Origin of the sequence: Streptomyces humi, from assembly GCF_001005085.2 — a bacterium.
Taxonomy (GTDB): Bacteria; Actinomycetota; Actinomycetes; order Streptomycetales; family Streptomycetaceae; genus Streptomyces; species Streptomyces humi.
The window spans coordinates 222,615-246,165 of sequence record NZ_LBMU02000037.1 but is presented as its reverse complement, the minus strand read 5'-3'; the positions used below and the strand labels follow the sequence as shown (position 1 = coordinate 246,165).

General features: G+C 71.7%; 22 protein-coding genes. 7 read left to right on the top strand and 15 right to left on the bottom strand.

Going from position 1 to position 23,551, the window contains the following annotated elements; translation table 11 throughout:
• Nucleotides 1-106: 106 nt before the first annotated feature.
• From AAW13_RS17085 to AAW13_RS17025, 13 genes are all read right to left on the bottom strand, one after another.
• A complete protein-coding gene (locus AAW13_RS17085) occupies nt 107-1,423 on the bottom strand; it encodes a pectate lyase family protein (protein ID WP_046733052.1) in 1,317 nt (438 codons plus the stop codon).
• 17 nt (nt 1,424-1,440) lie between these two features.
• Nucleotides 1,441-2,214, bottom strand: coding sequence for a rhamnogalacturonan acetylesterase (locus AAW13_RS17080; protein ID WP_046733051.1), 774 nt, complete (start codon nt 2,212-2,214; stop codon nt 1,441-1,443).
• Nucleotides 2,215-2,373: 159 nt separating this feature from the next.
• A complete protein-coding gene (locus AAW13_RS17075) occupies nt 2,374-3,711 on the bottom strand; it encodes an ABC transporter substrate-binding protein (RefSeq protein ID WP_046733050.1) in 1,338 nt (445 codons plus the stop codon).
• Nucleotides 3,712-3,840: 129 nt separating this feature from the next.
• Nucleotides 3,841-5,346: a glycoside hydrolase family 43 protein gene (locus tag AAW13_RS17070; RefSeq protein WP_046733049.1), complete on the bottom strand. Its 1,506-nt coding sequence runs from the start codon at nt 5,344-5,346 to the stop codon at nt 3,841-3,843.
• Nucleotides 5,343-6,185, bottom strand: coding sequence for a DUF6807 domain-containing protein (locus AAW13_RS17065; RefSeq protein WP_046733048.1), 843 nt, complete (start codon nt 6,183-6,185; stop codon nt 5,343-5,345). Before AAW13_RS17065 ends, AAW13_RS17070 begins: the two co-directional genes overlap by 4 nt.
• A complete protein-coding gene (locus AAW13_RS17060) occupies nt 6,182-7,321 on the bottom strand; it encodes a Gfo/Idh/MocA family protein (protein ID WP_046733047.1) in 1,140 nt (379 codons plus the stop codon). The genes AAW13_RS17065 and AAW13_RS17060 overlap by 4 nt, the downstream gene beginning before the upstream one ends.
• Before the next feature lie 70 nt (nt 7,322-7,391).
• A complete protein-coding gene (locus AAW13_RS17055; protein ID WP_046733046.1) occupies nt 7,392-8,276 on the bottom strand; it encodes a carbohydrate ABC transporter permease in 885 nt (294 codons plus the stop codon).
• Nucleotides 8,273-9,208, bottom strand: a complete 936-nt coding sequence (locus tag AAW13_RS17050) for a carbohydrate ABC transporter permease (protein ID WP_046733045.1) — start codon at nt 9,206-9,208, stop codon at nt 8,273-8,275. Before AAW13_RS17050 ends, AAW13_RS17055 begins: the two co-directional genes overlap by 4 nt.
• 98 nt (nt 9,209-9,306) lie before the next feature.
• The gene (gene araD, locus AAW13_RS17045; protein WP_046733044.1) at nt 9,307-11,061 is read right to left on the bottom strand and encodes an L-arabinonate dehydratase; all 1,755 of its coding nucleotides are present in this window, start codon (nt 11,059-11,061) and stop codon (nt 9,307-9,309) included.
• Entirely contained in the window at nt 11,049-11,960 is a 912-nt protein-coding gene (locus AAW13_RS17040; protein ID WP_046733043.1) for a dihydrodipicolinate synthase family protein, read from the bottom strand. Before AAW13_RS17040 ends, araD begins: the two co-directional genes overlap by 13 nt.
• Nucleotides 11,957-12,613, bottom strand: a complete 657-nt coding sequence (locus tag AAW13_RS17035; RefSeq protein ID WP_046733042.1) for a GntR family transcriptional regulator — start codon at nt 12,611-12,613, stop codon at nt 11,957-11,959. The genes AAW13_RS17040 and AAW13_RS17035 overlap by 4 nt, the downstream gene beginning before the upstream one ends.
• Before the next feature lie 175 nt (nt 12,614-12,788).
• Complete coding sequence (locus tag AAW13_RS17030; RefSeq protein ID WP_046733041.1) at nt 12,789-13,541, bottom strand: MBL fold metallo-hydrolase; 753 nt, start codon at nt 13,539-13,541, stop codon at nt 12,789-12,791.
• 51 nt (nt 13,542-13,592) lie between these two features.
• Nucleotides 13,593-14,174, bottom strand: a complete 582-nt coding sequence (locus tag AAW13_RS17025; RefSeq protein ID WP_046733040.1) for a TIGR03086 family metal-binding protein — start codon at nt 14,172-14,174, stop codon at nt 13,593-13,595.
• On the opposite strand from AAW13_RS17025, the gene AAW13_RS17020 reads away from it, so the two are divergent.
• A complete protein-coding gene (locus AAW13_RS17020) occupies nt 14,158-15,003 on the top strand; it encodes an MFS transporter (protein ID WP_079178840.1) in 846 nt (281 codons plus the stop codon). The two genes, AAW13_RS17025 and AAW13_RS17020, sit on opposite strands and share 17 nt — an antisense overlap.
• On the opposite strand, the gene AAW13_RS17015 is transcribed toward AAW13_RS17020, so the two are convergent.
• A complete protein-coding gene (locus AAW13_RS17015; protein ID WP_046733039.1) occupies nt 14,946-16,103 on the bottom strand; it encodes a hypothetical protein in 1,158 nt (385 codons plus the stop codon). The genes AAW13_RS17020 and AAW13_RS17015 overlap by 58 nt on opposite strands.
• A gap of 47 nt (nt 16,104-16,150) precedes the next feature.
• Nucleotides 16,151-17,092 (bottom strand): 5-dehydro-4-deoxyglucarate dehydratase, encoded by a 942-nt coding sequence (locus AAW13_RS17010; RefSeq protein ID WP_046733038.1) that lies wholly within the window; start codon nt 17,090-17,092, stop codon nt 16,151-16,153.
• A gap of 224 nt (nt 17,093-17,316) precedes the next feature.
• Here AAW13_RS17010 and AAW13_RS17005 point away from each other — a divergent pair, with 224 nt between their 5' ends.
• From AAW13_RS17005 to AAW13_RS16980, 6 genes are all read left to right on the top strand, one after another.
• The gene (locus AAW13_RS17005) at nt 17,317-18,126 is read left to right on the top strand and encodes an NAD-dependent epimerase/dehydratase family protein (protein WP_046733037.1); all 810 of its coding nucleotides are present in this window, start codon (nt 17,317-17,319) and stop codon (nt 18,124-18,126) included.
• Between the two features lie 373 nt (nt 18,127-18,499).
• Nucleotides 18,500-19,270, top strand: a complete 771-nt coding sequence (locus AAW13_RS17000; RefSeq protein WP_046733036.1) for a DeoR/GlpR family DNA-binding transcription regulator — start codon at nt 18,500-18,502, stop codon at nt 19,268-19,270.
• Between the two features lie 112 nt (nt 19,271-19,382).
• Nucleotides 19,383-20,750: an ABC transporter substrate-binding protein gene (locus tag AAW13_RS16995; protein ID WP_046733035.1), complete on the top strand. Its 1,368-nt coding sequence runs from the start codon at nt 19,383-19,385 to the stop codon at nt 20,748-20,750.
• Complete coding sequence (locus tag AAW13_RS16990) at nt 20,747-21,682, top strand: carbohydrate ABC transporter permease (protein ID WP_046733034.1); 936 nt, start codon at nt 20,747-20,749, stop codon at nt 21,680-21,682. The genes AAW13_RS16995 and AAW13_RS16990 overlap by 4 nt, the downstream gene beginning before the upstream one ends.
• The gene (locus AAW13_RS16985; RefSeq protein WP_046733033.1) at nt 21,679-22,524 is read left to right on the top strand and encodes a carbohydrate ABC transporter permease; all 846 of its coding nucleotides are present in this window, start codon (nt 21,679-21,681) and stop codon (nt 22,522-22,524) included. The genes AAW13_RS16990 and AAW13_RS16985 overlap by 4 nt, the downstream gene beginning before the upstream one ends.
• Nucleotides 22,521-23,510 (top strand): zinc-dependent alcohol dehydrogenase family protein, encoded by a 990-nt coding sequence (locus AAW13_RS16980; RefSeq protein WP_046733032.1) that lies wholly within the window; start codon nt 22,521-22,523, stop codon nt 23,508-23,510. The genes AAW13_RS16985 and AAW13_RS16980 overlap by 4 nt, the downstream gene beginning before the upstream one ends.
• The last annotated feature ends 41 nt before the right edge of the window (nt 23,511-23,551 follow it).

The window sequence follows — 23,551 nt, the reverse complement described above, 5'->3', positions numbered from 1 at the left end:
GGGGGAGAGGGGGGAGAGGGGTGGAGAGGGGGGAGAAGAGTGGCGTTACGTCCTTTGCCGTGGGGGGTGACGGGCCGGGGCGCGCGGTGCCCCGGCCCCGGAGGCGTCAGCGCAGCCGGCCAGCGCCCGCGCCGCAGTCGACGATGCGCGGGACGGCCCGCGCGGGGTCGACCCGGGTGCGCAGGGTCGGGGTCCAGCCAGCTCCGGACTGGAGGATCTCGCCGGGGACCTCGGTGTTGTGGACGGCGATGAGGTCCGTCAGCTCGCCGTTGACGTAGTTGTCGTCGGCGGTGAGCGGCGCCTCCTTCCACTTCTTCAGGACCGAGCCGGTGCCGACCCCGGCCGGGAGGGTGAACGCGTTGTGCTCGGCGACGAGCTGGGACTCCATGCCGATGCCGTAGCTGTAGCCGTAGCCGTCCCCGGCGACGAAGTGGTTGTTGTAGGAGTCGACCTGTCCGAACCGCACCCGCGGTGCCCGCTCCACCAGGTCGCTGAACAGGTTGTGGTGGAAGGTGACCTTGAGGTGCCCCCGGTCGACGGCGGCGGTCGAGGCGCTGTCGCTGTTGCCGATCAGGATCGTCTTGTCGTGGTCCTCGAAGACGTTCCAGGAAGCGGTGACGTAGTCGGCGCCCTTGACGATGTCCAGCTCACCGTCGTGCTGTTCGTAGATCCGGCCGAAGTAGTAGGGCAGCGTGCTGTCCGGGTGGTCGCCGTCGGTGAACGTGTCGTGGTCCATCCACACGTGCGTCGCACCGTAGATCACCGCGCTGTCGTACTCGGAGTTCCAGTTGCCGTCGGCGGTGTCGGTCGGGTCCCACTGCGGGAAGCAGTCGAGAGGGCTCTCGAAGGCCAGGTTGCGGACGATGACGTTGTCGACGGCCTTGATCTGGAGGCTGGCGCCCTTGAACCCGGCGTCCTTGCCGACGCCGATGATGGTGGTGTTGGCCGGGACGTAGGCCTTGATGTAGGCGTCCTGCTGGGCCTGGGAGGCGCGGCGCAGTCCCTCCGGGCTGTCGTCGGGCTCGTTGTCCAGGTTGGTGGAGTGCCCCCAGGCCTCCGGTGAGTACGTGGCGAGGTAGGCGGCGAAGTCGTAGCCGGGCACGGCGAAGGAGTCGCAGCTCGGCCCGTCCGCGTCGATCGTCCCCACGACTCTGACGATCTTCGGTGCGCTGCCCCCGTCGGCGAGGGCGGCCTTGAACTCGTCCCAGGTGGTGACGGTGTAGACGTGCGCGGAGTCGGCCGCCGACCCGCCGGTGGTCCCGGTCGTGGCCGAGCCCCAGCCGTCGTTCGCGGCCAGCACCTGCCGGTCGGGGGCGGTCCGGTGCGGGGCGGCGGCCTGGGCCGTCCCGGTCGCGGCCAGCACGAGGGCCGTGCAGCCGGCCAGCGCTCCTATGACGCGTCCATGACATATCTGTGTACGCACTGTGCGGTTCTCCTCGGCTATGCGGGTGGCCAGGTGATCCAGGAGGTCGGGATGGATTCGTGCAGCCGGATGACGTCGTGCCGCGCCAGCACCCGGGTACGCAGCAGCTCCTGCGCCGCGAGCCGGGCCACGGCGATGGCCCCCGGCGGATTGAAGTGCGTGTTGTCCTGCTCCGTGTCGGTCCAGTTGAAGTACGTCTTGGTCGCCTCGACGCCCAGTGCCTGCCACAGGGCCAGCGACAGCGCCTCGATGTCGAGCAGCGCCACGTGCTCCCGCGCGGCCAGCGCACGCATCGCCGCCGGGTAGTCGCCGTGGGTCGGCACGGCGTTGCCGTCGGCGTCGAATTTCCTGCGCTCGACCGAGGTGGCGAGCACGGGCCTGGCACCGCGCGCCCGCGCTCCCTCGACGTACTTCAGCAGGTACTCCTGGTACGTCGTCCAGGGCTCGGTGTACCGGGTCGGATCGGCGCTCTTCTCGTCGTTGTGCGCGAACTGGACGAGCAGCAGATCGTGCGGACGGATGGTGGCGAGGATCGCGTCCAGCCGCCCCTCGTCGACGAAGCTCTTGGAACTCCGCCCGTTCACGGCCTGGTCGAAGACACCGACCTCCTTCCGGAGGAAGAAGGGGAGTGCCATGCCCCATCCGGTTTCCGGGGCCTCGTCGGCGTATTTCTGGGCGGCGGTGGAATCACCTGCGATGTAGAGGGTTCGAGGGTTCCGCTCGGGGCTTCGGCCGACGAGAGGAACGGCGGCAAGGGCCGCGGATGTCACCTGTCTGCGCGTGAGGGACACGTGGGTCGCCTTTCGAACAGGGATTGAGGTGTCCTGCCAAGGGGCGCTGGGGGTGCCCCCGGCCGAAGGCTGCGGGCCCTCGGCCGAAGGCTGCGGGAGCAACCGCGCGGACCAGCCACGATCGACCGGCAGTCCCCCGCGTACCGGAACCAGCCGGTCTCAGTGGTTCTTCTTCCAGTCCGCCTGCGCCTTGTCGAGCTGATCGGCCAGCGTGTCCAGGAACTCCTTCGCCGTCATCTTCCCGAGCAGCACCTTCTGGAAGTTCGGCTCGTTGTCGGCCTTGGAGATGGTGTTCCAGTCCGGCAGGTAGTAAGGCAACTGCACGATCTTCGTACCGGCACCGTTCAGCGCCTCGGCCGCCAGCTTCGTGGGCTCGGCCCGCTGGACCCACGCGTCGGACGCCGCCTCCGTGTTCGCCGGAATCTGTCCCGCCGACTCGTTGAACTTCGAGTTCTCCTCGTGCGACAGGGCGAACTCGACGAACTTCCAGGCGGCCGCCTTGTTCTTGCTGGACTTGAAGACACTCAGCCCGTCGACCGGGTTGGAGATCTGCACCCGGGTACCGTCGTCCTGGGTCGGATTCGGCAGCCCCCGGAACCTGTCCGCGCCCAGTGCCTTCAGATGGTCCTGGTACGACCCGAGGTTGTGGCTCAGCATCCCGATCGTGCCGCTGTCCCACTGCGCGACCATCTTGGTGAAGTCGTTGTTGACGTCGGCGGACGGCGTGTCCTTCTTGTACAGCGCGACGTACTTCTCCAGCGCGGCCACGTTCTTCGGGTCGTTGACCGTGGTCTTGTCGCCGTTCCAGAACGAGGTGATCCCGCTCTGGCTGTACGCGGCGTCGAGCGCCGGCGCGATCGACCCCTCACCGCCGCGGATCGTGAAGCCGAACTCGTTCTTGCCCTTGTCGGTGAGCTTGTCGGCGGCCTGGTAGAACTTCGTCCACGTCGTCGGCGCGTCCAGGCCCGCCTTCTCGAACAGGTCGGTCCGGTACCACAGCACACCGTTGTTGGACGAGGTCGGGATCTGGTACAGCTGGTCGCCGCCGCCCGCGGCCCGGCTGTTGTCCAGCAGCTTCTGGTTCAGCTTGCTCTTGAGCGAGCTCTTCGCCAGCCGGCTGTCCAGCGGCTCCAGCGCGCCCTGCACCGCGACCTCGGCGAGCATCGCCGTACCGACACCGCCGACGTCGGGCAGACCGCCGCCCTGGATGGCGGTGTCGTACTTGGACTGGGCGCTCGCGGCGGGAATGCCGACGTACTCGACCTTGATGCCGGGGTTCTGCTTCTCGAAGTCGGCGATGATCTGCTTCCAGACGTCGGTGCGGACACCGCCGTTGTTGTCCCAGAACGTGATCGTGCCCTTGCCTGAGCCCTCGTTGCCCTTGTCCCCCGCGCTGCCGCTGCCGTCGTCGCCGCAGGCGGTGGCGGTCAGCGCGAGCACGGAGCCCAGGGCGACGGCGACGGCCGCACGCCTGCTTCTGCGGATGCTGCTCTTCATTGGTCGGCTCTCTTCTTCGGGTCTCTTCTTCGGGATCCAGTGGAGATGCGCGGTGCTGGGCGAGGCCCCCTGGTTCGGTAAGCGCTTGCTACGGAGGTGCGTCATTGCGGCTCCCAACAAGAACGACGACTACGGGGCGCTGATCCGGAACTGCGAGAAGGTGGCCGCCCCGGCGTGGCCCGGTCCTTCGGGCGCGGCGGCGAACAGGCCGAGCAGGGCGCCCACCCAGCGCCAGGGGGTGGCGGCGAACACCGGTCCTGAGGGCACGAAGCCCGCCCCCACGTCGTACGAGAAGCGGCAGCGCGCCGCCGCGCCGATCTCGATCCGCAGCCGGGCCCGCCCCTCGGGCGCGGGGCGGGCCGAGGCCGCGTCCCGTTCCCGGTCGGCGACGGCCTCGGCGAACCGGTGCACGAGCCGCGCGGCACCGTCGGCGCCCCGCTCGAGCCCGATCCAGCCGAACGCGTCCCCCAGCACGGCGAGCCCGGCGCGCGCCCCCGGCCCGGTGGCGTCCAGCCGCAGGCCGACGTCGACCACGCACGGCTTCCCGGGCAGCCGCTGGGTCAGCACGTGCGGCAGCCGGCGCAGGTCGTGCGCATCCCCCGAGCGCACGCACGCCAGCCGCAGCCCGTCCCCCGAGTGCTGGGTGGCCCAGCCCTCCCCCGGGTTGGCCGTCCACTGCCACTGCCTGCCGAACCGGCCGCCGGGGAAGTCGTCGTCGGTGGCGGGCGCGGCGGGCGGCTGCGCCGGCAGGCCGGGCCTCGGGTGTTCGGCGACCGGCGCGCCCTCGTCCCCGAGCACCGGCCAGCCGTCGTCACCCCAGCGCATCGGCTGGAGGTGCACGACCCGTCCGTAAGCGCCCCGCTGCTGGAAGTGCAGGAACCAGTCCTCGCCGCCCCGGGTCCGCACCCAGCCGCCCTGGTGCGGTCCGTTGACGTCGGTGTCCCGCTGCTCCAGGACGATCCGTTCCTGGTACGGCCCGAAGAACTCCCGGGAGCGCAGGGCTCCCTGCCAGCCGGTCGCCACCCCTCCGGCCGGCGCGAGGATCCAGAACCAGCCGTCGTGCCGGTAGAGCTTGGGGCCCTCCAGGGTGAACCAGCCCGGTATCCGGTCCCCGTCCACGATCACCTTGCCCGCGTCGAGCAGCGAGGTGCCGTCGGGGTGCATCCGGTGCCCGGTCAGCCGGTTCCTGATCCCCGACCGGGACTTCGCCCAGGCGTGCACGAGGTACGCCTCGCCGGTCGCGTCGTCCCAGAGCGGGCAGGGGTCGATGAGTCCCCTGCCTTCCTTCACCAGGTGCGGGCGGGTCCAAGGGCCCCTGATCTCCGGGGCGTTGATCTGGAAGATGCCCTGGTCGGGGTCGCCCCAGAAGATCCAGAAGCGGTCGTCGTGATGACGTAGCGAGGGCGCCCAGACCCCGCAGTCGTGGCGTGGCGAAGCGAACCGCGCCTCGGGTTCCAGGCGTTCGAGGGCGTGCCCGACCAGGGTCCAGCTGACCAGGTCGCGGGAGTGCAGGAGCGGGAGGCCGGGGGCCCGGCCGAAGCTGGAGGCGGTGAGGTAGAAGTCGTCCCCGACGCGGACGACGTCCGGGTCGGACCAGTCCGCGTCCAGGACGGGGTTGCGGTAGGCCGTCGTCACTGGGTCACCGCCTTGCGGGCCAGCGTCGCGGCCTCGTCCCGGGTGAGGCGGCCGTCGGCGACGACGGTGACGATCCGGCGGACCACGGTCTCACCGGCAGGGACCGGCAGCCGCTCGGTGTGCGCCAGCGAGGAGCCGACGCCCGGGTACTCGGCGGCGCGCACGAACCAGGGGTCGCGGCGGGTGTCCTCGGTGGCCCCGGCGAAGACGAGGGTCCAGTCGGCGCCGGCCAGCGCCAGCCAGCCGGCGGTGCCGCCGTGCACGGCTTCCTCGCCCTCCCGGTCCGCCGTGAACACGTCCGGCGCCGAGGCCTCCTTGCGGGCCCGCCAGAAGTAGCCGCCGTAGGCCGCTCCCGAGCGGCCGTTGGTGGCGGGACTGCCGAGGGAGAGCGGGCCGTCGGTGACGTTGGTGAGGGAGAAGGTGAAGTCCAGCGCCCAGGCGGTGTCGGTGAGCGCGGTGGCGGCGACGGTACGGCGTTCCCGGAGCAGGTCCGTGCCGGCGGCGGCCCAGCGCAGCTCCTCCACGAAGCCGTCGGGGTCGCGGAGCTGGAAGGCCACGTGACGCTGGGTGCCGTGGTCGTCCAGTTCGGTCGGTCCCCGGTCCCGGACGTAGGTCCGCCCGCCCCAGAAGTTGTGCCCCTCGACGTCGGGAACGGCGACACCGACGCCGAGGTGGTGGAGGTGGTCGGCGGGGGTCAGCTCGGTGACCGTGGTGCCGGCCAGGGTGGTGACGGGGTGCAGGTAAGGGCGCGGGGAGAGCCGGGCCGGGAGCCCGGGGTGGGTCACGTAGCGGCCGACCGGACGGCCGGCGGCCGTCAGCAGCAGGGCGGCGTCCGTCATGTGCTCACCTCTTTCGGCGGTGCCCAGGGAGCGCCCAGCTCGGAGAAGAGGGCGAGGGTGTCGGCGCCGGCCGCGACCAGCGCGTCGATGCCGGGCACCACCCGGCGGTCCTCGCCGGGCAGGTGGCGCCAGGCGTCGGCGGGCAGCACGGCCGGGTCGTCGGCCACCCGGATCGCCTCCACGACCTTCATGAAGGCGCCCGTCGCGTCCGGTTCGACCAGCAGTCCGGCGCCGGTGGTGAGGTGGTCGGCGAGGTTCTCCAGCAGGTCCGTGCTGCCGTACTCGGTCTCCTCAGGGCCGCGGCCCGCCCGCTGGACGAGCACCCGGTCCAGCTTGTACCAGAAGGTGATCCGGCCGCGGTCGCCGTGCACCAGCACGTACGGGTCCCCGGGTTCCTCGGCGCAGAGCGTCGCGGCGACCGTGACCGGGCCGCGTGGGGTGGAGACGCGGACGCAGGAGGTGTCGTCGGACTCGATGTCGTTGGCGCGCAGCAGTTCGGTCTCGATGCCGGTGACGTCCTCGGCGCGGACGGTGCCGAGCAGGGCTAGTCCGGTGGCGACGGCGTGGGCGAGGGGGTTGGTGAGGACCCCGTCGACGACGTCCACGCCGTTCAGCCGCCGCTTGCCGGACCAGGGCGCGCGCCGGTAGTAGGACTCGGGCCGGGCCCAGGCGCCGGCCCCGCCGACCCCCCTCACCTCGCCGATCGCGCCCTCCTCGATCAGCTTCCGGATCGCGGGCACGGCGTGCGAGCCCAGCGACTGGAAGCCGATCTGGCAGGCCACGCCCGCCTTGGCGACCCCGTCCGCCATCCGCCGGAACTCGGCGTACGACGGCGCCGGCGGCTTCTCCAGGAGCAGGTGGACACCCCGCTCGGCCGCCGTCAGGGCCAGGTCGGTGTGGGTGGGGATGGGCGTGCAGACGACCGCGATCCGGGCGCCGGTGGAGTCGAGCAGCGCGCCGAAGTCGGCGGACTGCTCGGGCTCTCCGAGGCCTTCCGGCAGTTCTTCGGGGCCCAGCGGGGTCAGCTCGCAGATGCCCGCCAGCCGGACGATCCCCTTGTCCTGGAGCCGGCGGATGTTCTCCAGGTGCCAGCGGCCGTGGCCGCGTGCTCCCGCCAGGACGATGTCGACGGTCATGGGGTCCTCCCTGCGTTGTCGATCTTTGCGAGCAGGGTAAGCGTTTGTCCCGAGCGGTCCGAAAGGTGTCTCATCCCTTCACCGCCCCCGCGCTGAAGCCGGTGATCAGCCACTTCTGGATGAAGGCGAAGACGATCACGACCGGTACGGCCGCGATGATGCCGCCCGCGGCCAGCGCCCCCAGGTCCACGCTGTCCGAGCTCATCAGGGTGTTGAGGCCGACCGGGATGGTCTGCTTGCTCTGGTCGGAGAGGAACATCAGGGCGAACAGGAAGTGGTTCCAGGCGTGCACGAAGGCGAACGAGCCGACCGCGACCAGTCCGGGCCGCAGCATGGGCAGGACGACGATCCGGAAGGCGGTGAGCCGGTTGCAGCCGTCGACCCAGGCGGCCTCCTCCAGGGAGTACGGCACGTTCCTGATGAAGCCGCTGATCAGGATCATCGACAGCGGGAGCTGGAAGACGGTCTCGGCGACGACGACGCTGCCGAGCGAGTTGATCATCCGCAGGTTGGCGAAGATCTGGAAGAGCGGCACCAGCAGCAGCGCGCCCGGCACGAACTGGGAGCAGAGCAGGGCCAGCATGAAGCCGCGCTTGAGCCGGAAGTCGAAGCGGGCCAGGGCGTAGCCGCCGGCCAGCGCGACGACGGTGGTCAGCACCAGGGTCGCGACGCCGACGTAGACGCTGTTGGTGAAGTACGTGCCGAAGCTGCGCTCGGTCCACACCTTCTGGAAGTGCTCGGAGGTGGCCGGCCAGGGCAGGAGGGAGGTGGATCCGGCGGGGCGGACGGCGAAGAGCAGGATCCAGTAGAACGGGACCAGGGTGAAGAGGAGGTAGATCCCGAGGGGGAGGTAGATCTGCCAGCGCGGGACCTCGTCCCAGGCGCGGCGCCGCTTCCCGGGCCGGGCCGGCCGGGTCACCACGGGCTCCGCGGTCGGTGCGATCTCGGTGATCACTTCGCCTCGCCTCCGAACTTGCTCAGCCGCAGGTAGACGACCGAGCAGAAGAGCAGGATCACGAACGCCACCGTGGTCAGGGCCGAGGCGTAGCCGAAGTTGTGGGCGTCGACGCTGGTGTTGGCGATGTACAGCGGAAGGGTGGTCGTCTCGCCCGCCGGGCCGCCGCCCGTCAGGGTGTAGAGCAGGTCCACGTTGTTGAACTCCCACACCGCGCGCAGCAGCGTGGACAGCACGATGGCGTCCTTGAGGTGCGGCAGGGTGATGTGCAGGAACTGCTTGAGCCGGCTCGCCCCGTCGACCTCGGCGGCCTCGTACAGGTCCTTCGACACGGACTGGAGGTCGGCGAGGATGAGGATCGCGAAGAAGGGGACACCGCGCCAGAGGTCGGCGACCACGGCCGCCGGGAAGACGGTCGAGGTGTCCGACAGCCAGCTGGTGCCGTACGACCCGATGCCCGCGTCGGCGAGGTAACGCGTGATGCCCGTCTGGGAGTTGTAGAGCAGCACCCAGATGGCGGAGGTCAGCACCCCGGAGACGGCCCACGGCGAGAAGACCAGCGCCCGGCCCAGCGCCCGCCCCACGAACGTCTGGTTGACGATCAGCGCGAGGGCCAGCCCGAACAGCAGCTGCAACCCGACTTCGACCACCACCCACTTGGCGCTGAAGGTCAGCGTGTCCCAGAACTGCGGGTCGTGGGCGAAGGCCTGGGTGAAGTTGCCGAGGCCCGCGAAGCCGTTCCGCCAGGGCTTGGTCGGGTTGTAGTTCTGGAGGCTGTAGTAGAAGACGCTGAGCACCGGGTAGGCGATGAACCCCAGCATCAGCAGGGCCGCCGGGGCGATCAGCAGGTACGGCAGCCTGCGCGGCGTCGCGGAGGTACGGCGCCGCCGGGGTGGCGCGGGCGGGTTCGCCACGGCTGCGGCTTGGGCCACGACTGTTCTCCGTTCGCTTCGGTTACAGCGGGTGCAGGAAGCGCTTGCTCGATGCCTGTGGTTGAAGCGCTTCGACGGTCTTCGGGAGTGCGGGGGCGCTAGCCGGCGTACGGGTCCGGGACTTCTCCGGGCCGGGCCAGGAACTCGAAGTCGCAGCCGGTGTCGGCCTGGGTGATCTGCTGGTCGTAGAGCGCGCCGTAACCGCGCTCGTACCGCGCGGGCGGCGGCGTCCACGCGGCCCGGCGCCGGGCCAGCTCCTCGTCGTCCACGTCGAGCCGGAGGGTGCGCGCCTCGACGTCGAGGGTGATGGAGTCCCCGCTGCGGACCAGGGCGAGGGGCCCGCCGACGTACGACTCGGGCGCGACGTGCAGCACACAGGCGCCGTAACTGGTGCCGCTCATCCGGGCGTCGGAGATCCGGACCATGTCCCGCACGCCCTGCTTGAGCAGGTGGCCGGGGATGGGCAGCATGCCGTACTCGGGCATGCCCGGACCTCCTCTCGGCCCCGAGTTGCGCAGGACGAGCACGCTGTCGGCGGTGATGCCGAGGTCCGGGTCGTCGATGGTGCGCTGCATGGTCCGGTAGTCGTCGAAGACGACGGCCGTCCCGGTGTGCCTGAGCAGGTGCGGCTCGGCGGCGATGTGCTTGATGACCGCGCCGTCCGGGCAGAGGTTGCCGCGCAGCACGGCGACCCCGCCCTCGGCGGCCACCGGGTTGTCCCGGGGCCGGATGACGTCGTCGTCGTGGACCCGGGCGCCGGCGAGCTGCTCGCGGTAGCTGTCGTACGACACCGTCGGCCGGTCGAGGTGGAGCAGGTCGGGGATCCGGGAGAGGAAGCCGGGCAGGCCGCCCGCGAAGTGGAAGTCCTCCATCAGGTACCGCTGTCCGCCGGGCCGCACGTTGGCGAGGACGGGCACGGTGCGGGCGATGCGGTCGAAGTCGTCGAGGGTGAGCCGAACCCCGGCCCGGCCGGCCATGGCGATGAGGTGGATGACGGCGTTGGTGGAGCCGCCGAGGCCGAGCACGGTGGTGACGGCGTCCTCGAAGGCGTCGGCGGTGAGGAGCTGGGAGAGCCTGCGGTCCCTGTGGACGAGCTCGACGGCCCGCATGCCCGACGCGGCGGCCATCCGGTCGTGCCCGGAGTCGACGGCCGGGATGCTGGAGGCGCCCGGCACGGTCACGCCGAGGGCCTCGGCGGCGGCGGTGAGCGTGGACGCCGTGCCCATGGTCATGCAGTGGCCGGGGGACCGGGCCAGCCCGCTCTCCAGCTCGGTCATCTCGCAGTCGCCGATCAGGCCGGCGCGCCTGTCGTCCCAGTACTTCCACATGTCGGTGCCGGAACCGAGGACCTCACCCCGCCAGTGGCCGGGGAGCATGGGCCCGGCGGGCACGAAGACGGTGGGCAGGTCGACGGAGGCGGCGCCCATGAGCAGCGCCGGGGTGGACTTGTCGCAGCCGCCCATGAGCACCGCGCCGTCCACCGGGTACGACCGCAGCAGTTCCTCGGTCTCCATGGACAGGAGGTTGCGGTAGAGCATCGGGGTCGGCTTCTGGAACGTCTCGGAGAGGGTGGCGACCGGGAACTCCAGGGGGAAGCCGCCGGCCTGCCAGACACCCCGCTTGACGGCCTGCGCCCGGTCACGGAGGTGTACATGGCAGGGGTTGATGTCCGACCAGGTGTTGAGGATCGCGATGACCGGCTTGCCGAGGTGCTCCTCGGGGAGGTAGCCGAGCTGGCGGGTGCGGGCGCGGTGGCTGAAGGAGCGCAGGCCCTCGGTGCCGTACCACTGGTGGCTCCGCAGTTCCTCGGGCTGCTTGCGCGGGACGTTCTCGCCGCGGCTCACAGGGACCATCCGGTGGCTATGGCGGCGACCTCGGCGCGCGCTTCCTCGGGCAGCTGCCTGCTGGGCGGGCGGACGTCACGGCGGCACAGGCCGAGCGCGGCCAGGGCCTCCTTGACGACGGTGACGTTGTCGGCGGAGCCGCCCGCCGCGCGCAGCTCCTCGAAGCGGCGGATCTGCTCCCAGACCTTCATGGCGGCCTGGTAGTCACCCGATCGAAGCGCTTCGATCATGTTCAGCGAAACGGCCGGGGCGACGTTCACGAGACCGGAGGTGAAGCCGGTGGCACCGGCCGAGAAGTAGGAGGGGGCGTACGGTTCCGCGAGCCCCGCCACCCACACGAACCGGTCGAGCCCCGCGTCCCGGGCGAAGGCGGCGAACTTCGCGGCGTCCGGGACGGCGTACTTGACGCCGACCACGTTCGGGCAGGCGTCGGCGAGTTCGGCCAGACGGGCGCCGGGGAGCTGGGCGTTGCGGACGTACGGGACGACGCCCAGCTCGGGGACGGCCGCGGCGATGGCCCGGTGGTAGTCCACCCAGCCGGCCTGGGAGACGTAGGGGTGGACGGGCTGGTGGACCATCACCATCCGGGCACCGCGCTCCCGGGCGTGCCGGGCGGAGGCGACGGCGGTGGGGATGTCGTGGCCGACACCGACGAGGACCACGGCCCGGTCCGCGGCCTCGTCGAGCGTCAACTCGGTGACCAGCCGCCGCTCTTCGGGGGTCAGGGCGTAGAACTCGCCGGTGTTCCCGTTCGGGGTGAGGGTGCGGATCCCGCCGTCGAGGAGCCGGCGCAGCAGGGCCCGGTGGGCGTCCTGGTCGACGCCGCCGTCCTCGGCGAACGGTGTCACCGGGATGGCCACGACGTCGGCCAGGGCCGCCCGTTGGGTCTCGAACGCCACGCTGCTCATTCCTGGCCTTCCTGGTCGGCTGCCTGGGGGAACGCTCGGTCGACGAAGGACGCGATGTGGGAGTGCAGGGCGCGGGCCGCGCCGTCGGCGTCGCCCGCCAGCGCCAGTCGGAGGATCTCCTGGTGCTCACCGGCCTCCCGCTCCCAGGAGGGGGAGGCGGCCCAGGCGACGGCGGAGACGAGGGCGGCCTGGTCGCGGACCTCGTCGAGCATCCGGCCGAGCAGCGGGTTGCCGCACGGCAGGTACAGAGCGCGGTGGAAGTCCCGGTTGGCGAGGGAGCGTTCGGCGGTGTCGGTGGCGTCGGCGGCGCGGGTGAGGGCGTCGCGGGCGGCGTCGAGGGAGGCGCCCCGGCGGACGGCCCGTTTCAGGGCCTCGGGTTCGAGGAGCAGCCGTACGTCGTAGACCTCACGCGCCATGTCCGCGTCCACCATGCGCACCGTGACGCCCTTGTACTGGCTCATCACGACCAGGCCGGTTCCCGCGAGGGTCTTGAGCGCCTCCCGCACGGGGGTCTTGGACACCCCGAACTGCGCGGCGAGCTCGGTCTCCACCAGGGCCTGACCGGGCGTCAGCACGCCGGTGAGGATGCGGTGTTTGATCGCGTCCAGCACGTACTGCGTGCGGGACGGGATCGGCATGGGCACAGAGGTCATGCGCGCCTCTCGGGGTCACGAACCGGGCCGCCACGGCCTGGTCTGACGTATCTGATCTCGCGTATCGCGTCTCATATATGACGTACGAAGTACGACGCGGACGAAGGTAGGAGGGCAGCCATGTTTCGTCAATGCTTCTGACAGAGGTGATGCGGGTGAAGCCCACGGGTCGCTTCTACAGACCCCTGGCCTCGCCCTCCCGGGCCACGCTCGTCGCGCCGCCGAACGCCACTCCCGCTCGGGCCGCCGCCATCTCGCGGGTCAGGGCCGGTCCCACGTGGGTGATCAGCAGCTCCCGGGCGCCCGCGTCCCGGGCGGCCCGCCCGGCGTCCTCCGGGGTCAGATGGACCTGTTCGCCTTCGCGATGTTCGTCGAGGTCGGCCTCGCACAGGAACACGTCCGCGCGGGCCGCGAGTTCGGGCAGGGCGTCGCACGGTCCGCTGTCCCCGGAGTACGCGAGGACGCTGCCCTGGCACTCGGCGCGCAGACCGTACGCCTCGGTGCCGTGCGCGACCGCGCGGGCGGCGAGCCGGAGGTTCCAGTGCCGGACGGCGTGGCCGTCGTAGAGGGGCCGGAAGTCGAACACCCCGCTCAGGAAGGCCGGGTCGGGCCGGCCGAGGAAGTCGGCCAGGCGCCGCGCGCAGTCCTGCGGGGCGTACACCGGGATCGGTGCCGCCGGCGTCAGGCCGCCGAAGGCGAACGCGTAGGCAGCGGCCAGCAGATCCGCGCTGTGGTCCGCGTGCAGGTGCGAGATCCAGATCGCCGTGAGCCGGGCCGGATCCGTGTGCCGCTGCAACTCCGCGAAGGTGCCGGTGCCCGCGTCGACCCAGACCTCGGCGCCGCCGCCGCGCAGCAGGTACCCGGAGCACGGGCGGCCGGGCCGGGGGTGCGGGGTGGAGGTACCGAGGACGGTCAGGCTCAGTGGCATGGCGAGGAGAGTACGGATCCGGGTCCCCGCCCGCTCACCGTTTCGGTGCGTTCACGGCTTCCAGCCCGGGTCCCGGCCGGACAGTCCCACCGTCCGGTGCAGCAACGGCGCCTCCTCGGGCACCGGCACGAGCGGGCCGAAGGGGCCGCGGTCGCCCTGGGCCGCCATCGCCAGGAATCCGTGCGCCGCCGCCAGCGCCGCGGGATCGGGGGTGTACTCCAGGCCGGCGGCACGGGCCAGGTCCCAGCCGTGCACGACCAGTTCGTCGGCGACGACCGCCGCCGCCACCTCCCCCGGCAGGTCGATCCCACCCGCCCGGGTCATACCGCTCCAGGCGGCCGGGTCCCGCCAGGCCTCGGCCAGTGCGTCGAGCGCCTTGGGCAGTTCCCGCCGCCAGTCCGGGCCGAGTTCCGGCAGCGTGGCGTCGGGGCGGTGGTCGGTCGTGACGCCCAGGTCCTTGCGGGCCGCGTCCCGGAAGGCCACGGAGAGGCCCGCCACGTGGGCGAGCAGGTGATGGACCGCGTAGTCCGGGCACGGGGTCGGCGCCGCGAGCTGTCCGTCCGTCACCCGTTCCGCGAGTTCCGCGACGATCCTCACCTGCGGGCCCAGGTCGATCATGGTCGTGCCAGTCATTGCGCTGCCTCCCGGTTGTTCACCGACGCGGTCGTTCGGCTTCGGTGGGCAGACCGCACCGGCCGCGGAATCTCATCGCCCCGGGCACCGGTCTCTTCGCTCCCCCTGTCCTCGCGCCGGACCGGACGGCAGCTCGCGCATCCGAACGCCGAGCCGAGCAGGGACGGGCCCCCACCCTCCTCGGCCCCGCCCTCGGCGGCCCGCCGCGAGTCTGCGCCGGCGGAGTGCCGAGGGGGTCCGGCTGCTGCGGGCGCACCCGGCGCCGCGGCCGCTGGTCCGCGCGGGCGGTGTCACGACGGGCCTGGTCTCGCTCGGCAGCAGCCTGAACTACGCGGTGGTGGACGCCCTCGGCCACTCCGCCGCCCATGTGGGAGTGCCGTACGCGGTCCAGGGGGTCGGCTCGGTCGCGGTGGGGCTGGTCTCCGGGCCCGCGCTACGACGGCTCGGCGAGCGGTGGTTCGCGGTGGCCGGGATCGCGCCGGCCGGGCTGGCGACGGCCGGCCGGCCGGTGTCGTCCGACCCGGTGCTGCTGGTGTGCGGCCTCGCGGGCGGACTCGGCCTGCCCTGTGTCCTGATCGCCGCCCACACCGCCGTACAGCGCGAGATCCCGGCCGCCGCGCTGGGGCAGGCGACCGCGACCGCGAACACGTTGACGTTCACACCGAACGTGCTGGGGCCGGCGGTCGGCTCCGCTCTCGTCGAACTCGTCGACCGCCGACGGCTGTCGGTGGTCCTCGGCGGTGCGCTGCTCGGCACCGCCTGCGCGCTGGCTCAGCGCAGCGCCGACCGTACCGCCGCCAGGTCGTCGTCGGATGCCAATCCGGCGTGATACAGGCGCAGTTCGGTCGCGCCCTGGGCGCGGGCGCGGGCCGCGTCCGCGGCCAGGGTGTCGGGGCTGCCGCCCATCCCGGACACCACCGTGAAGTTGGCGGCGAGGACCGTGCCGGGCCGCGCGTGCTCGGCGAAGGGCGCCAGCAGGGCCGTACCGCCGGCACAGGGGACCACGACGCCGTCGGCGACCGACAGCACATGGGCGGGATCCACGCCCGGGTTGGCTCCGCAGTGGTAGGCCACCGGGTCGGCGTGCAGCAGCACCTGGAAGCCCTCGGGGGCCGCCGCGCGCACCGCGGCCACCGCCGCCTCCTGGAGGGTGCGGGCCCTGTCGTCCCGCCAGGCCCGGGTGGCCGCCGCCACCGGTTCGCCGAGCAGCTTCTCGACCGTCGGCCAGCCCGTGTCGCCCCCGGCGCCCCGCCACAGCGGTTCCAGCGCGTCCCGTACGGCTGCCGCCAACTCGTCCGCGTCCAGGCCGTGTTCGCCGTACCCGGTTCGGCAGGTGGGGCAGAAGCACAGCGCCATCAGGTACTGGCCGGCGTCCCCGAGGCCGACCCCGGCGGTCTTGTCGTGGGCGTGCAGGTGCTGGAGGCCGTACCAGCCGAGGGACTCCAGTTCGGTGCCGGCCGCGCCGGGCCGTACGGCGGCCTCGGCGGCGAGGCCGGTGAGGTAGGCGCGGGTGGCGGGCTGGGCGATGCACGGGGCCCAGGGGTAGCGGTCGCCGTAGGCGTTGACGACCGAGGTGTCCGGATGCTCGGCGCCCAGACGGGAGTTGTGGGCGAGGATCACCCAGGTGTGCACGTCGAGACCGGCGCCGCGCAGCGCCTCGGCCGCCTCCCCGAAGGCGTCACCGGGGGCCCAGTCGCCCGCCGGGTAGGGCCGGAGCGCGCGGTCCGCCCAGTGGTCGCCCGCCGGGTAGTAGACGGCCGCGTGCTCGGCGGTGACGATACGGCGGCGCGGATGGCGCGGGGTCAGCGCGCGGGTGGAGTGGTAGGCGGAGGCGAGGGTGACCTGGTCCACGCCGAGCCCGGCGATGCGCCGCGGGGCCTCGGGGTCGCCGTTGACGTCCCAGGGGTAGACGAACGTGGACGTCCTCAACCGTGCCGCTCCGTCTCGCGACTTCACTCGTCCCTCGGTGGACGTCGTCACGCGTCCCCCTCCAGCAGTGCGTACCCGCGCTCGACCAGCTGGGCGAGCTGCTTCACATGGTCCTCGCCCGGCTCGTGCAGCGGGGGCCGGACCTCGCCCACGTCCAGACCGCGCAGCCGTACCCCGGCCTTGACGAGCGAGACGGCGTATCCCCGGCCCTGCGCGCGGAGTTCGACGAAGGGACGGTAGAAGCCGTCCAGCAGGCGGTCCACCGTGGCCCGGTCGCCCTCGCGCAGCGCGGTGTGGAAGGCGAGGGCGATCTCGGGGACGAAGCAGAAGACGGCCGAGGAGTACAGGTCGATGCCGATGGCCCGGTAGGCGAGCTGGGTCTGTTCGGCGGTGGGCAGGCCGTTGAAGTAGAGGAAGTCGCCGGGGACCTCGGTGCGGACGGCGCTCACGATCCGCTGCATCAGGTCCAGGTCGCCGAGACCGTCCTTGAAGCCGATGACGCCCTCGGTGCGGGCGAGTTCGACGGCGGTGGCCGGGGTGAACACCGCGTTGTCGCGCTGGTAGACGATCACCGGGAGGCCGGTCGCCGCGGCCACCTCCCGGTAGTGCCGCAGCAGGCCCTCCTGGCCGGCGACCACCAGGTAGGGCGGCATGGCGAGCAGACCGTCGGCGCCCGCGGCCTCGGCGAGACGCGCGTAGCGCACGGCGAGCGCGGTGCCGTAGCCGGCGCCCGCGACGACCGGCACCCGTCCGTCGGCCGCCGCCACGGCAGCGCTCACGCAGGCCTCGAACTCCTCCGGCAGCAGCGCGTGGAACTCCCCGGTGCCGCAGCAGGCGAACACCGCGGCGGCACCGGCCTCGACGCCCCGCCGTACGTGCTCGCGGTAGACGTCGAGGTCGAGGGAGCCGTCGGGGCCGTAGGCCGTGACGGGGAAGAAGAGCGGCCCGCGCGGGTCACGGAGCCGGGCGGCGAGAGGGGCTGGCGTCACGGGCGCTCCCTGGCGATGCATGTCTCTGATCGGCGTCTATATTCATGAACGCGACCACGTTACGAGCCTCCATCAGGGCCGGTCAAGCAGACAAACGACCAACATGCGAGCGGATTCGCGCACTCCACGGCACACTTGACGCGGCGCACCCCGGCTCCCTAGCGTGTCCATGAATGTGAATAGGATGCACATACGCGACCGGCGCCGAGTCAAGGAGACCGTGGATGCCCACTCCCCGCACGCTACTGCTCACCGGCGCCGCAGGCGGGCTCGGCACCCTGATGCGCTCCCTGCTCCCGGAGTACGGCTACGAGCTGCGCCTGTTCGACGTGCGGCCGATCGAGGGCGAGCCCGACGCGATCACGGCCGACCTCTCCGACCGGGACGCGCTGCGCGAGGCGGTACGGGGTGTGGACGCGGTCCTGCACCTCGCGGGGATCTCCCTGGAGGCACCCTTCGAGAAGATCCTCCGGTCGAACATCGAGGGCACGTACAACCTCTACGAGGCCGCCCGCGAGGCGGGCGTACCCCGGATCGTCTTCGCCTCCTCCAACCACGCCGTCGGCTTCACCCCGGCCCCGCGCGCGGGCGAGCCGCCGGTCCCGGTCGACACCCCGCGCCGCCCGGACACCTTCTACGGACTGTCCAAGTCGTTCGGCGAGGACCTCGCCCAGCTGTACTGGGACCGGCACGGCCTGGAGACCGTCTCGGTCCGCATCGGCTCCTGCTTCGCGGAGCCCACCGACGTGCGGATGCTCTCGGTGTGGATGAGCCCGGCCGACGGCGCCCGCCTCTTCCACGCGGCCCTGACCGCCGAGGAGGTCGGCCACACCGTCGTCTACGGCTCCTCCGCCAACACCCGCCTGTGGTGGGACCTGACCTCCGCGCGGGCGCTCGGCTACGAGCCGCGGGACGACTCCGAGCCGTACGCCGAGAAGCTGATCGCCGGACTCGGCGAGCTGGATCCCGGGAACCCGGCCCACACCCACCTGGGCGGCCGGTTCGTCGTCGACCCGCCGGTCTGGCCGTACTGAGGCACGTACGGCGCGGCACGGCACGGCCAGCACGGCCAGCGCGGCGCGGCACGGCGCGGCACGGCGCGGCACGGCACGGCACGGCACGGCACGAAACGATCGCACGCGACGGCGGGCGGGCACCGAACGGGCCCGCCCGCCGTCGCGTTCGGGCATCCGGGCCGCCCGCTTCCACCCCTTCCCGGACAGCGGCCCAGGTCCGAGGCGGGCACTCCGTGCCGCAAACGGGCACACACGGGCAGTATCGGGCCCGCAACAGACCTGGTCAGCCCCCCGCACCCGCTGTAGAACTTGCTGCAAGGCCCGAACGGGCAGTTCCACAGGCGGACGCACAGGCAGTTCCAGGCGTTTCCACAAGGAAGTGGGTGACGGGATGAGCACGAGGACGGCGGAAGAACGCCAGCGCGAGATCGTGCGGGCCGCCCGCGCCACCGGCTCGGTCGACGTCACCGCACTCGCCGACGCGCTGGGCGTGGCCAGGGAGACCATCCGGCGCGACCTGCGCGCCCTGGAGGACCACGGCCTGGTGCGCCGCACCCACGGGGGCGCGTACCCCGTCGAGAGCGCCGGTTTCGAGACCACCCTCGCCTTCCGCTCCACCAGCCATGTGCCGGAGAAGCGGCGGATCGCGTCGGCCGCCGCCGAACTGCTGGGCGACGCCGAGACCGTCTTCGTCGACGAGGGCTTCACCCCCCGGCTCATCGCCGAGGCGCTGCCGACGGGCCGGCCGCTGACCGTGGTCACCGCGTCCCTGCCGGTCGCGGGCGCGCTCGCCGAGGCCGAGAACACGTCGGTCCTGCTGCTCGGCGGCCGGGTCCGGGCGGGCACCCTCGCCACCGTCGACCACTGGACGACGAAGATGCTCGCCGGCTTCGTGCTGGACCTCGCCTACATCGGGGCCAACGGCATCTCCCGGGAGCACGGGCTGACCACCCCGGACCCGGCCGTCGGCGAGGTCAAGGCGCAGGCGATACTGGCCGCGCGCCGGACGGTCTTCGCGGGCGTGCACACCAAGTTCGGGGCCGTCAGCTTCTGCCGCTTCGCCGGCGTCGGCGCGTTGGAGGCGATCGTGACGAGCACCCTGCTGCCCTCCTCCGAGGCCCACCGCTACTCCCTGCTGGGCCCCCAGGTCATCCGGGTCTGACACCGCCCCACGCACTCCCCGAAGCCCCTGCCACACCGAAGCCCCCGCTACACCGAAGACCCTGCCACACCCTTCAATGCCCCATATATCACGATTCCTCCAGGAGCGATCCATGCGAACCCCGAGCCGACGGAGGCCGCGCGTCACACTCGCCATGGCCGCCGCAGGGACGCTGCTCGCCCCGCTGCTCTCCGGCTGCTGGGTCGGTGCGGGCGGGTCCGGTTCCGGCGGCGACTCGATCAACGTGCTGATGGTCAACAACCCCCAGATGACGGAACTCCAGAAGCTCGCCCCGCGCTTCACCAAGGAGACCGGCATCAAGGTCAACTTCACCGTGCTGCCCGAGAACGACGTCCGCGACAAGATCAGCCAGGACTTCGCCAACCAGGCCGGCCAGTACGACGTGGCCACCCTGTCCAACTACGAGATACCGATCTACGCCCGCAACGGCTGGCTGCACGAGATGGACTCGTACGTCGCGAAGGACCCCGGCTACGACGAGGAGGACGTCCTCAAGCCGATGCGGCAGGCGCTGACCGCCTCCGACGGCAAGCTCTACGGCCAGCCCTTCTACGGCGAGTCGTCCTTCCTGATGTACCGCAAGGACGTCCTCGCCGAGAAGGGCCTGACGATGCCCGCCCACCCCACCTGGCAGCAGGTCGCCGACCTCGCCGCGAAGGTGGACGGCGCGCGGTCCGGGATGCGTGGCATCTGCCTGCGCGGCCTGCCCGGCTGGGGCGAGCTGATGGCGCCGCTGACCACGGTCGTGAACACCTTCGGCGGCACCTGGTTCGACAAGGACTGGAAGGCGCGGCTGGACGCGCCCGGCTTCGAGAAGGCGACGAAGTTCTATGTCGACCTGGTCCGCGCGCACGGCGAGTCCGGCGCCCCGCAGTCCGGCTTCGCCGAGTGCCTGAACAACATGACCCAGGGCAAGGTCGCGATGTGGTACGACGCCACCTCCGCGGCCGGCCTCCTGGAGGCGAACGGCTCCCCGGTCAAGGGCAAGCTCGGCTACGTCCCCGCGCCCGTGGAGCGGACGGAGTCCGCCGGCTGGCTCTACACCTGGGCCTGGGGCATCCAGAAGGCCTCCCGCAACCCCGACAAGGCCTGGAAGTTCGTGTCCTGGGCCTCCAGCAAGGAGTACGAGCAACTGGTCGGCGAGACCAGCGGCTGGTCCAACGTCCCGGCGGGCAAGCGGGCGTCGACGTACACCGACCCCGACTACGTGAAGTCGGCCGCCGCGTTCCAGGAGATGACCAAGGAGGCCATCGAGAGCGCCCGCCCGAACGACCCCGGCGTGCAGCCGCGGCCCGCGCCCGGCATCCAGTTCGTCGACATCCCCGAGTTCACCGATCTCGGCACCAAGGTCTCCCAGGAGATCAGCTCGGCCATCGCCGGACGGCAGTCCGTCGACTCGGCCCTGAAGAAGTCCCAGCAGCTCGCCGAGAAGATCTCCAAGGAGTACGAGGGACGATGACCGCGACGACAGCCCCCTACGCAGCGACACCCGTACGCGCCACGCGGCCGCCCTCCGCCCGCCTGCGCGCCTGGGCCACCCGGGCCCCGCTCCTGCCCGCCCTGGTCTTCATGATCGTCGTGACCCAGCTGCCGTTCGTGGCCACGGTGGTCATCTCCTTCTTCGACTGGAACGCGCTCTACCCGAAGGCCCGGCACTTCGCCGGCGTCGACAACTACCGCCAGGTCCTCACCGACGCCGACCTGCGCCACTCGGTCTGGACGACCGTGCTCCTCACGGCGACCGTGGTGCTGGTCAGCCTGGTGCTGGGCCTCGCGCTCGCGCTGCTGCTGAACAACCGGTTCCGCGGCCGGGGCGTGGTCCGCACCCTGCTGATCGCCCCGTTCCTCGTCGTCCCGGTGGCCGCCGCCCTGCTCTGGAAGCACGTCCTCTACAACCCCGAGTACGGCCTGCTCAACGGTCTGCTGCACTACGTCGGCGGACCCCAGCCCGACTGGATCTCCAACACCCCGCTGCCGGCGGTCGAGGCCGCCCTGGTGTGGCAGTGGACGCCGTTCATGATGCTGATCCTGCTCGCCGGGCTACAGAGCCGGGACCCGGAGCAGATCGAGGCCGCCCGGGTGGACGGCGCCGGCGAATGGCAGATCTTCCGCCATCTGACCCTCCCGCACCTGCGCCGCTACCTCGAACTCGGCGCCCTGCTGGGCAGCATCTACATCGTCCAGAACTTCGACGCGGTCTTCACGATCACGTCCGGCGGCCTGGGCACCGCCAACCTTCCGTACACCGTCTACCAGAGCTTCTACCAGGCCCACGAGAACGGCCTCGCCTCGGCAGCCGGCGTCCTGGTGGTCATCGGCTCGATCGTCATCGCGACCTTCGCCCTGCGCGTGGTGTCGTCCCTGTTCCGAGAGGAGGCGTCCCGCGCATGAGCAGCATCGCCCTGCACGTCAAGAAGCACCGGGGCCGCGGCATCGGCCTGGTGGCCTGGCTGGTCGGCATCGTCTTCTTCTTCCCGGTCGCCTGGATGGCGCTGACGTCCTTCCACTCGGAGGCGGACGCGGCGACCAACCCGCCCTCCTTCGGCGCCGCCCTCACCCTGGACGGCTACCGCGAGTTCTTCGGCGCGGGCGGCGGCGCGAGCCCGTGGCCGGCACTGGTCAACTCGGCGGTGGCGTCGATCGTCTCGACCCTGTTCGTCCTCGTCCTGGCCTTCCCGGCGGCTTACGCGCTGTCGATCCGGCGGGTGAAAAAGTGGACGGACGTCCTGTTCTTCTTCCTGTCCACCAAGATGCTGCCGGTGGTCGCCGGACTGCTGCCGGTCTACCTGTTCGCGAAGAACACCGGCATGCTGGACAACATCTGGTTCCTGGTCATCCTGTACACCTCCATGAACCTGCCGATCGCGGTGTGGATGATGCAGTCGTTCCTCGCCGAGGTCCCGGTCGCCGTCATCGAGGCCGCGCAGATCGACGGCGCGCGCCTGCCGACGATCCTGGCGCGCGTGGTGGCCCCGATCGCCCTGCCCGGCATCGCCGCGACCTCCCTGATCTGCTTCATCTTCAGCTGGAACGAACTTCTCTTCGCCCGGGTGCTGACGGGCGTGGTCGCCGAGACCGCCCCCGTCTTCCTGACCGGCTTCATCACCAGCCAGGGCCTGTTCCTGGCCAAGGTGTGCGCCGCGTCGCTCGTCGTCTCCCTGCCGGTGCTCGCCGCGGGGTTCGCCGCCCAGGACAAGCTGGTCCAGGGCCTGTCGCTTGGAGCCGTGAAATGAAGGCCGCCGTCATCGAGTCCGTGGGCCGCGCCGTCGTCACCGAGGTGCCCGACCCCGCGCCGGGGCCCCGCGAGGTGGTCGTGGAGGTCGCCGCCTGCGGTCTGTGCGGAACCGACCTCCACATCCTCCAGGGCGAGTTCGCGCCCAAGCTGCCGATCGTGCCGGGACACGAGTTCGCCGGCGAGGTGGTGGGCGTCGGCTCCCAGGTGACCGAGGTGGCGGTCGGTGACCAGGTGGCGGTCGACCCGTCGCTGTACTGCCACGAGTGCCGCTACTGCCGGGACGGCCACAACAACCTCTGCGAGCGGTGGGCCGCGATCGGCGTGACGGTGCCCGGCGGCGCCGCGCAGTACGCCGTCGCCCCGGTCGCCAACTGCGTGAAACTCCCCGAGCACGTCCGCACCCAGGACGCGGCCCTGATCGAGCCGCTGTCCTGCGCGGTACGCGGCTACGACGTCCTCAACTCCCGCCTCGGCGCGCACGTCCTGATCTACGGCTCGGGCACGATGGGCCTGATGATGCTGGAGCTGGCCAAGCGGACCGGCGCGGCGAGCGTCGACGTCGTCGACCTGAACCCGGCCCGGCTGGAGACCGCCCGCCGGCTGGGCGTCTCGGCGGCCGCCGCGAACGCGGACGAGCTGGACCGCCCGCGGGGCTGGGACGTGGTGATCGACGCGACCGGCAACGCCGCGGCGATCCAGGACGGCCTGGAGCGGGTGTCGAAGGCCGGCACCTTCCTCCAGTTCGGGGTCGCCGACTACGCGACCCGGGTGACGATCGACCCGTACCGCGTCTACAACCAGGAGATCACCATCACCGGCTCCATGGCCGTGCTGCACAGCTACGAGCGCGCGGCGGAGCTGTTCGCGAACGGGGTGCTGGACCCGGAGGTCTTCATCAGCGACCGGCTGCCGCTGGACAGCTATCCGCAGGCGCTGGAGCAGTTCGCGGCGGGGGTGGGACGGAAGATCGTGGTGGTGCCGTAGAAGTTTAAGGGAACGGTAAAGCGGTGCCGTTCGTTCACCCG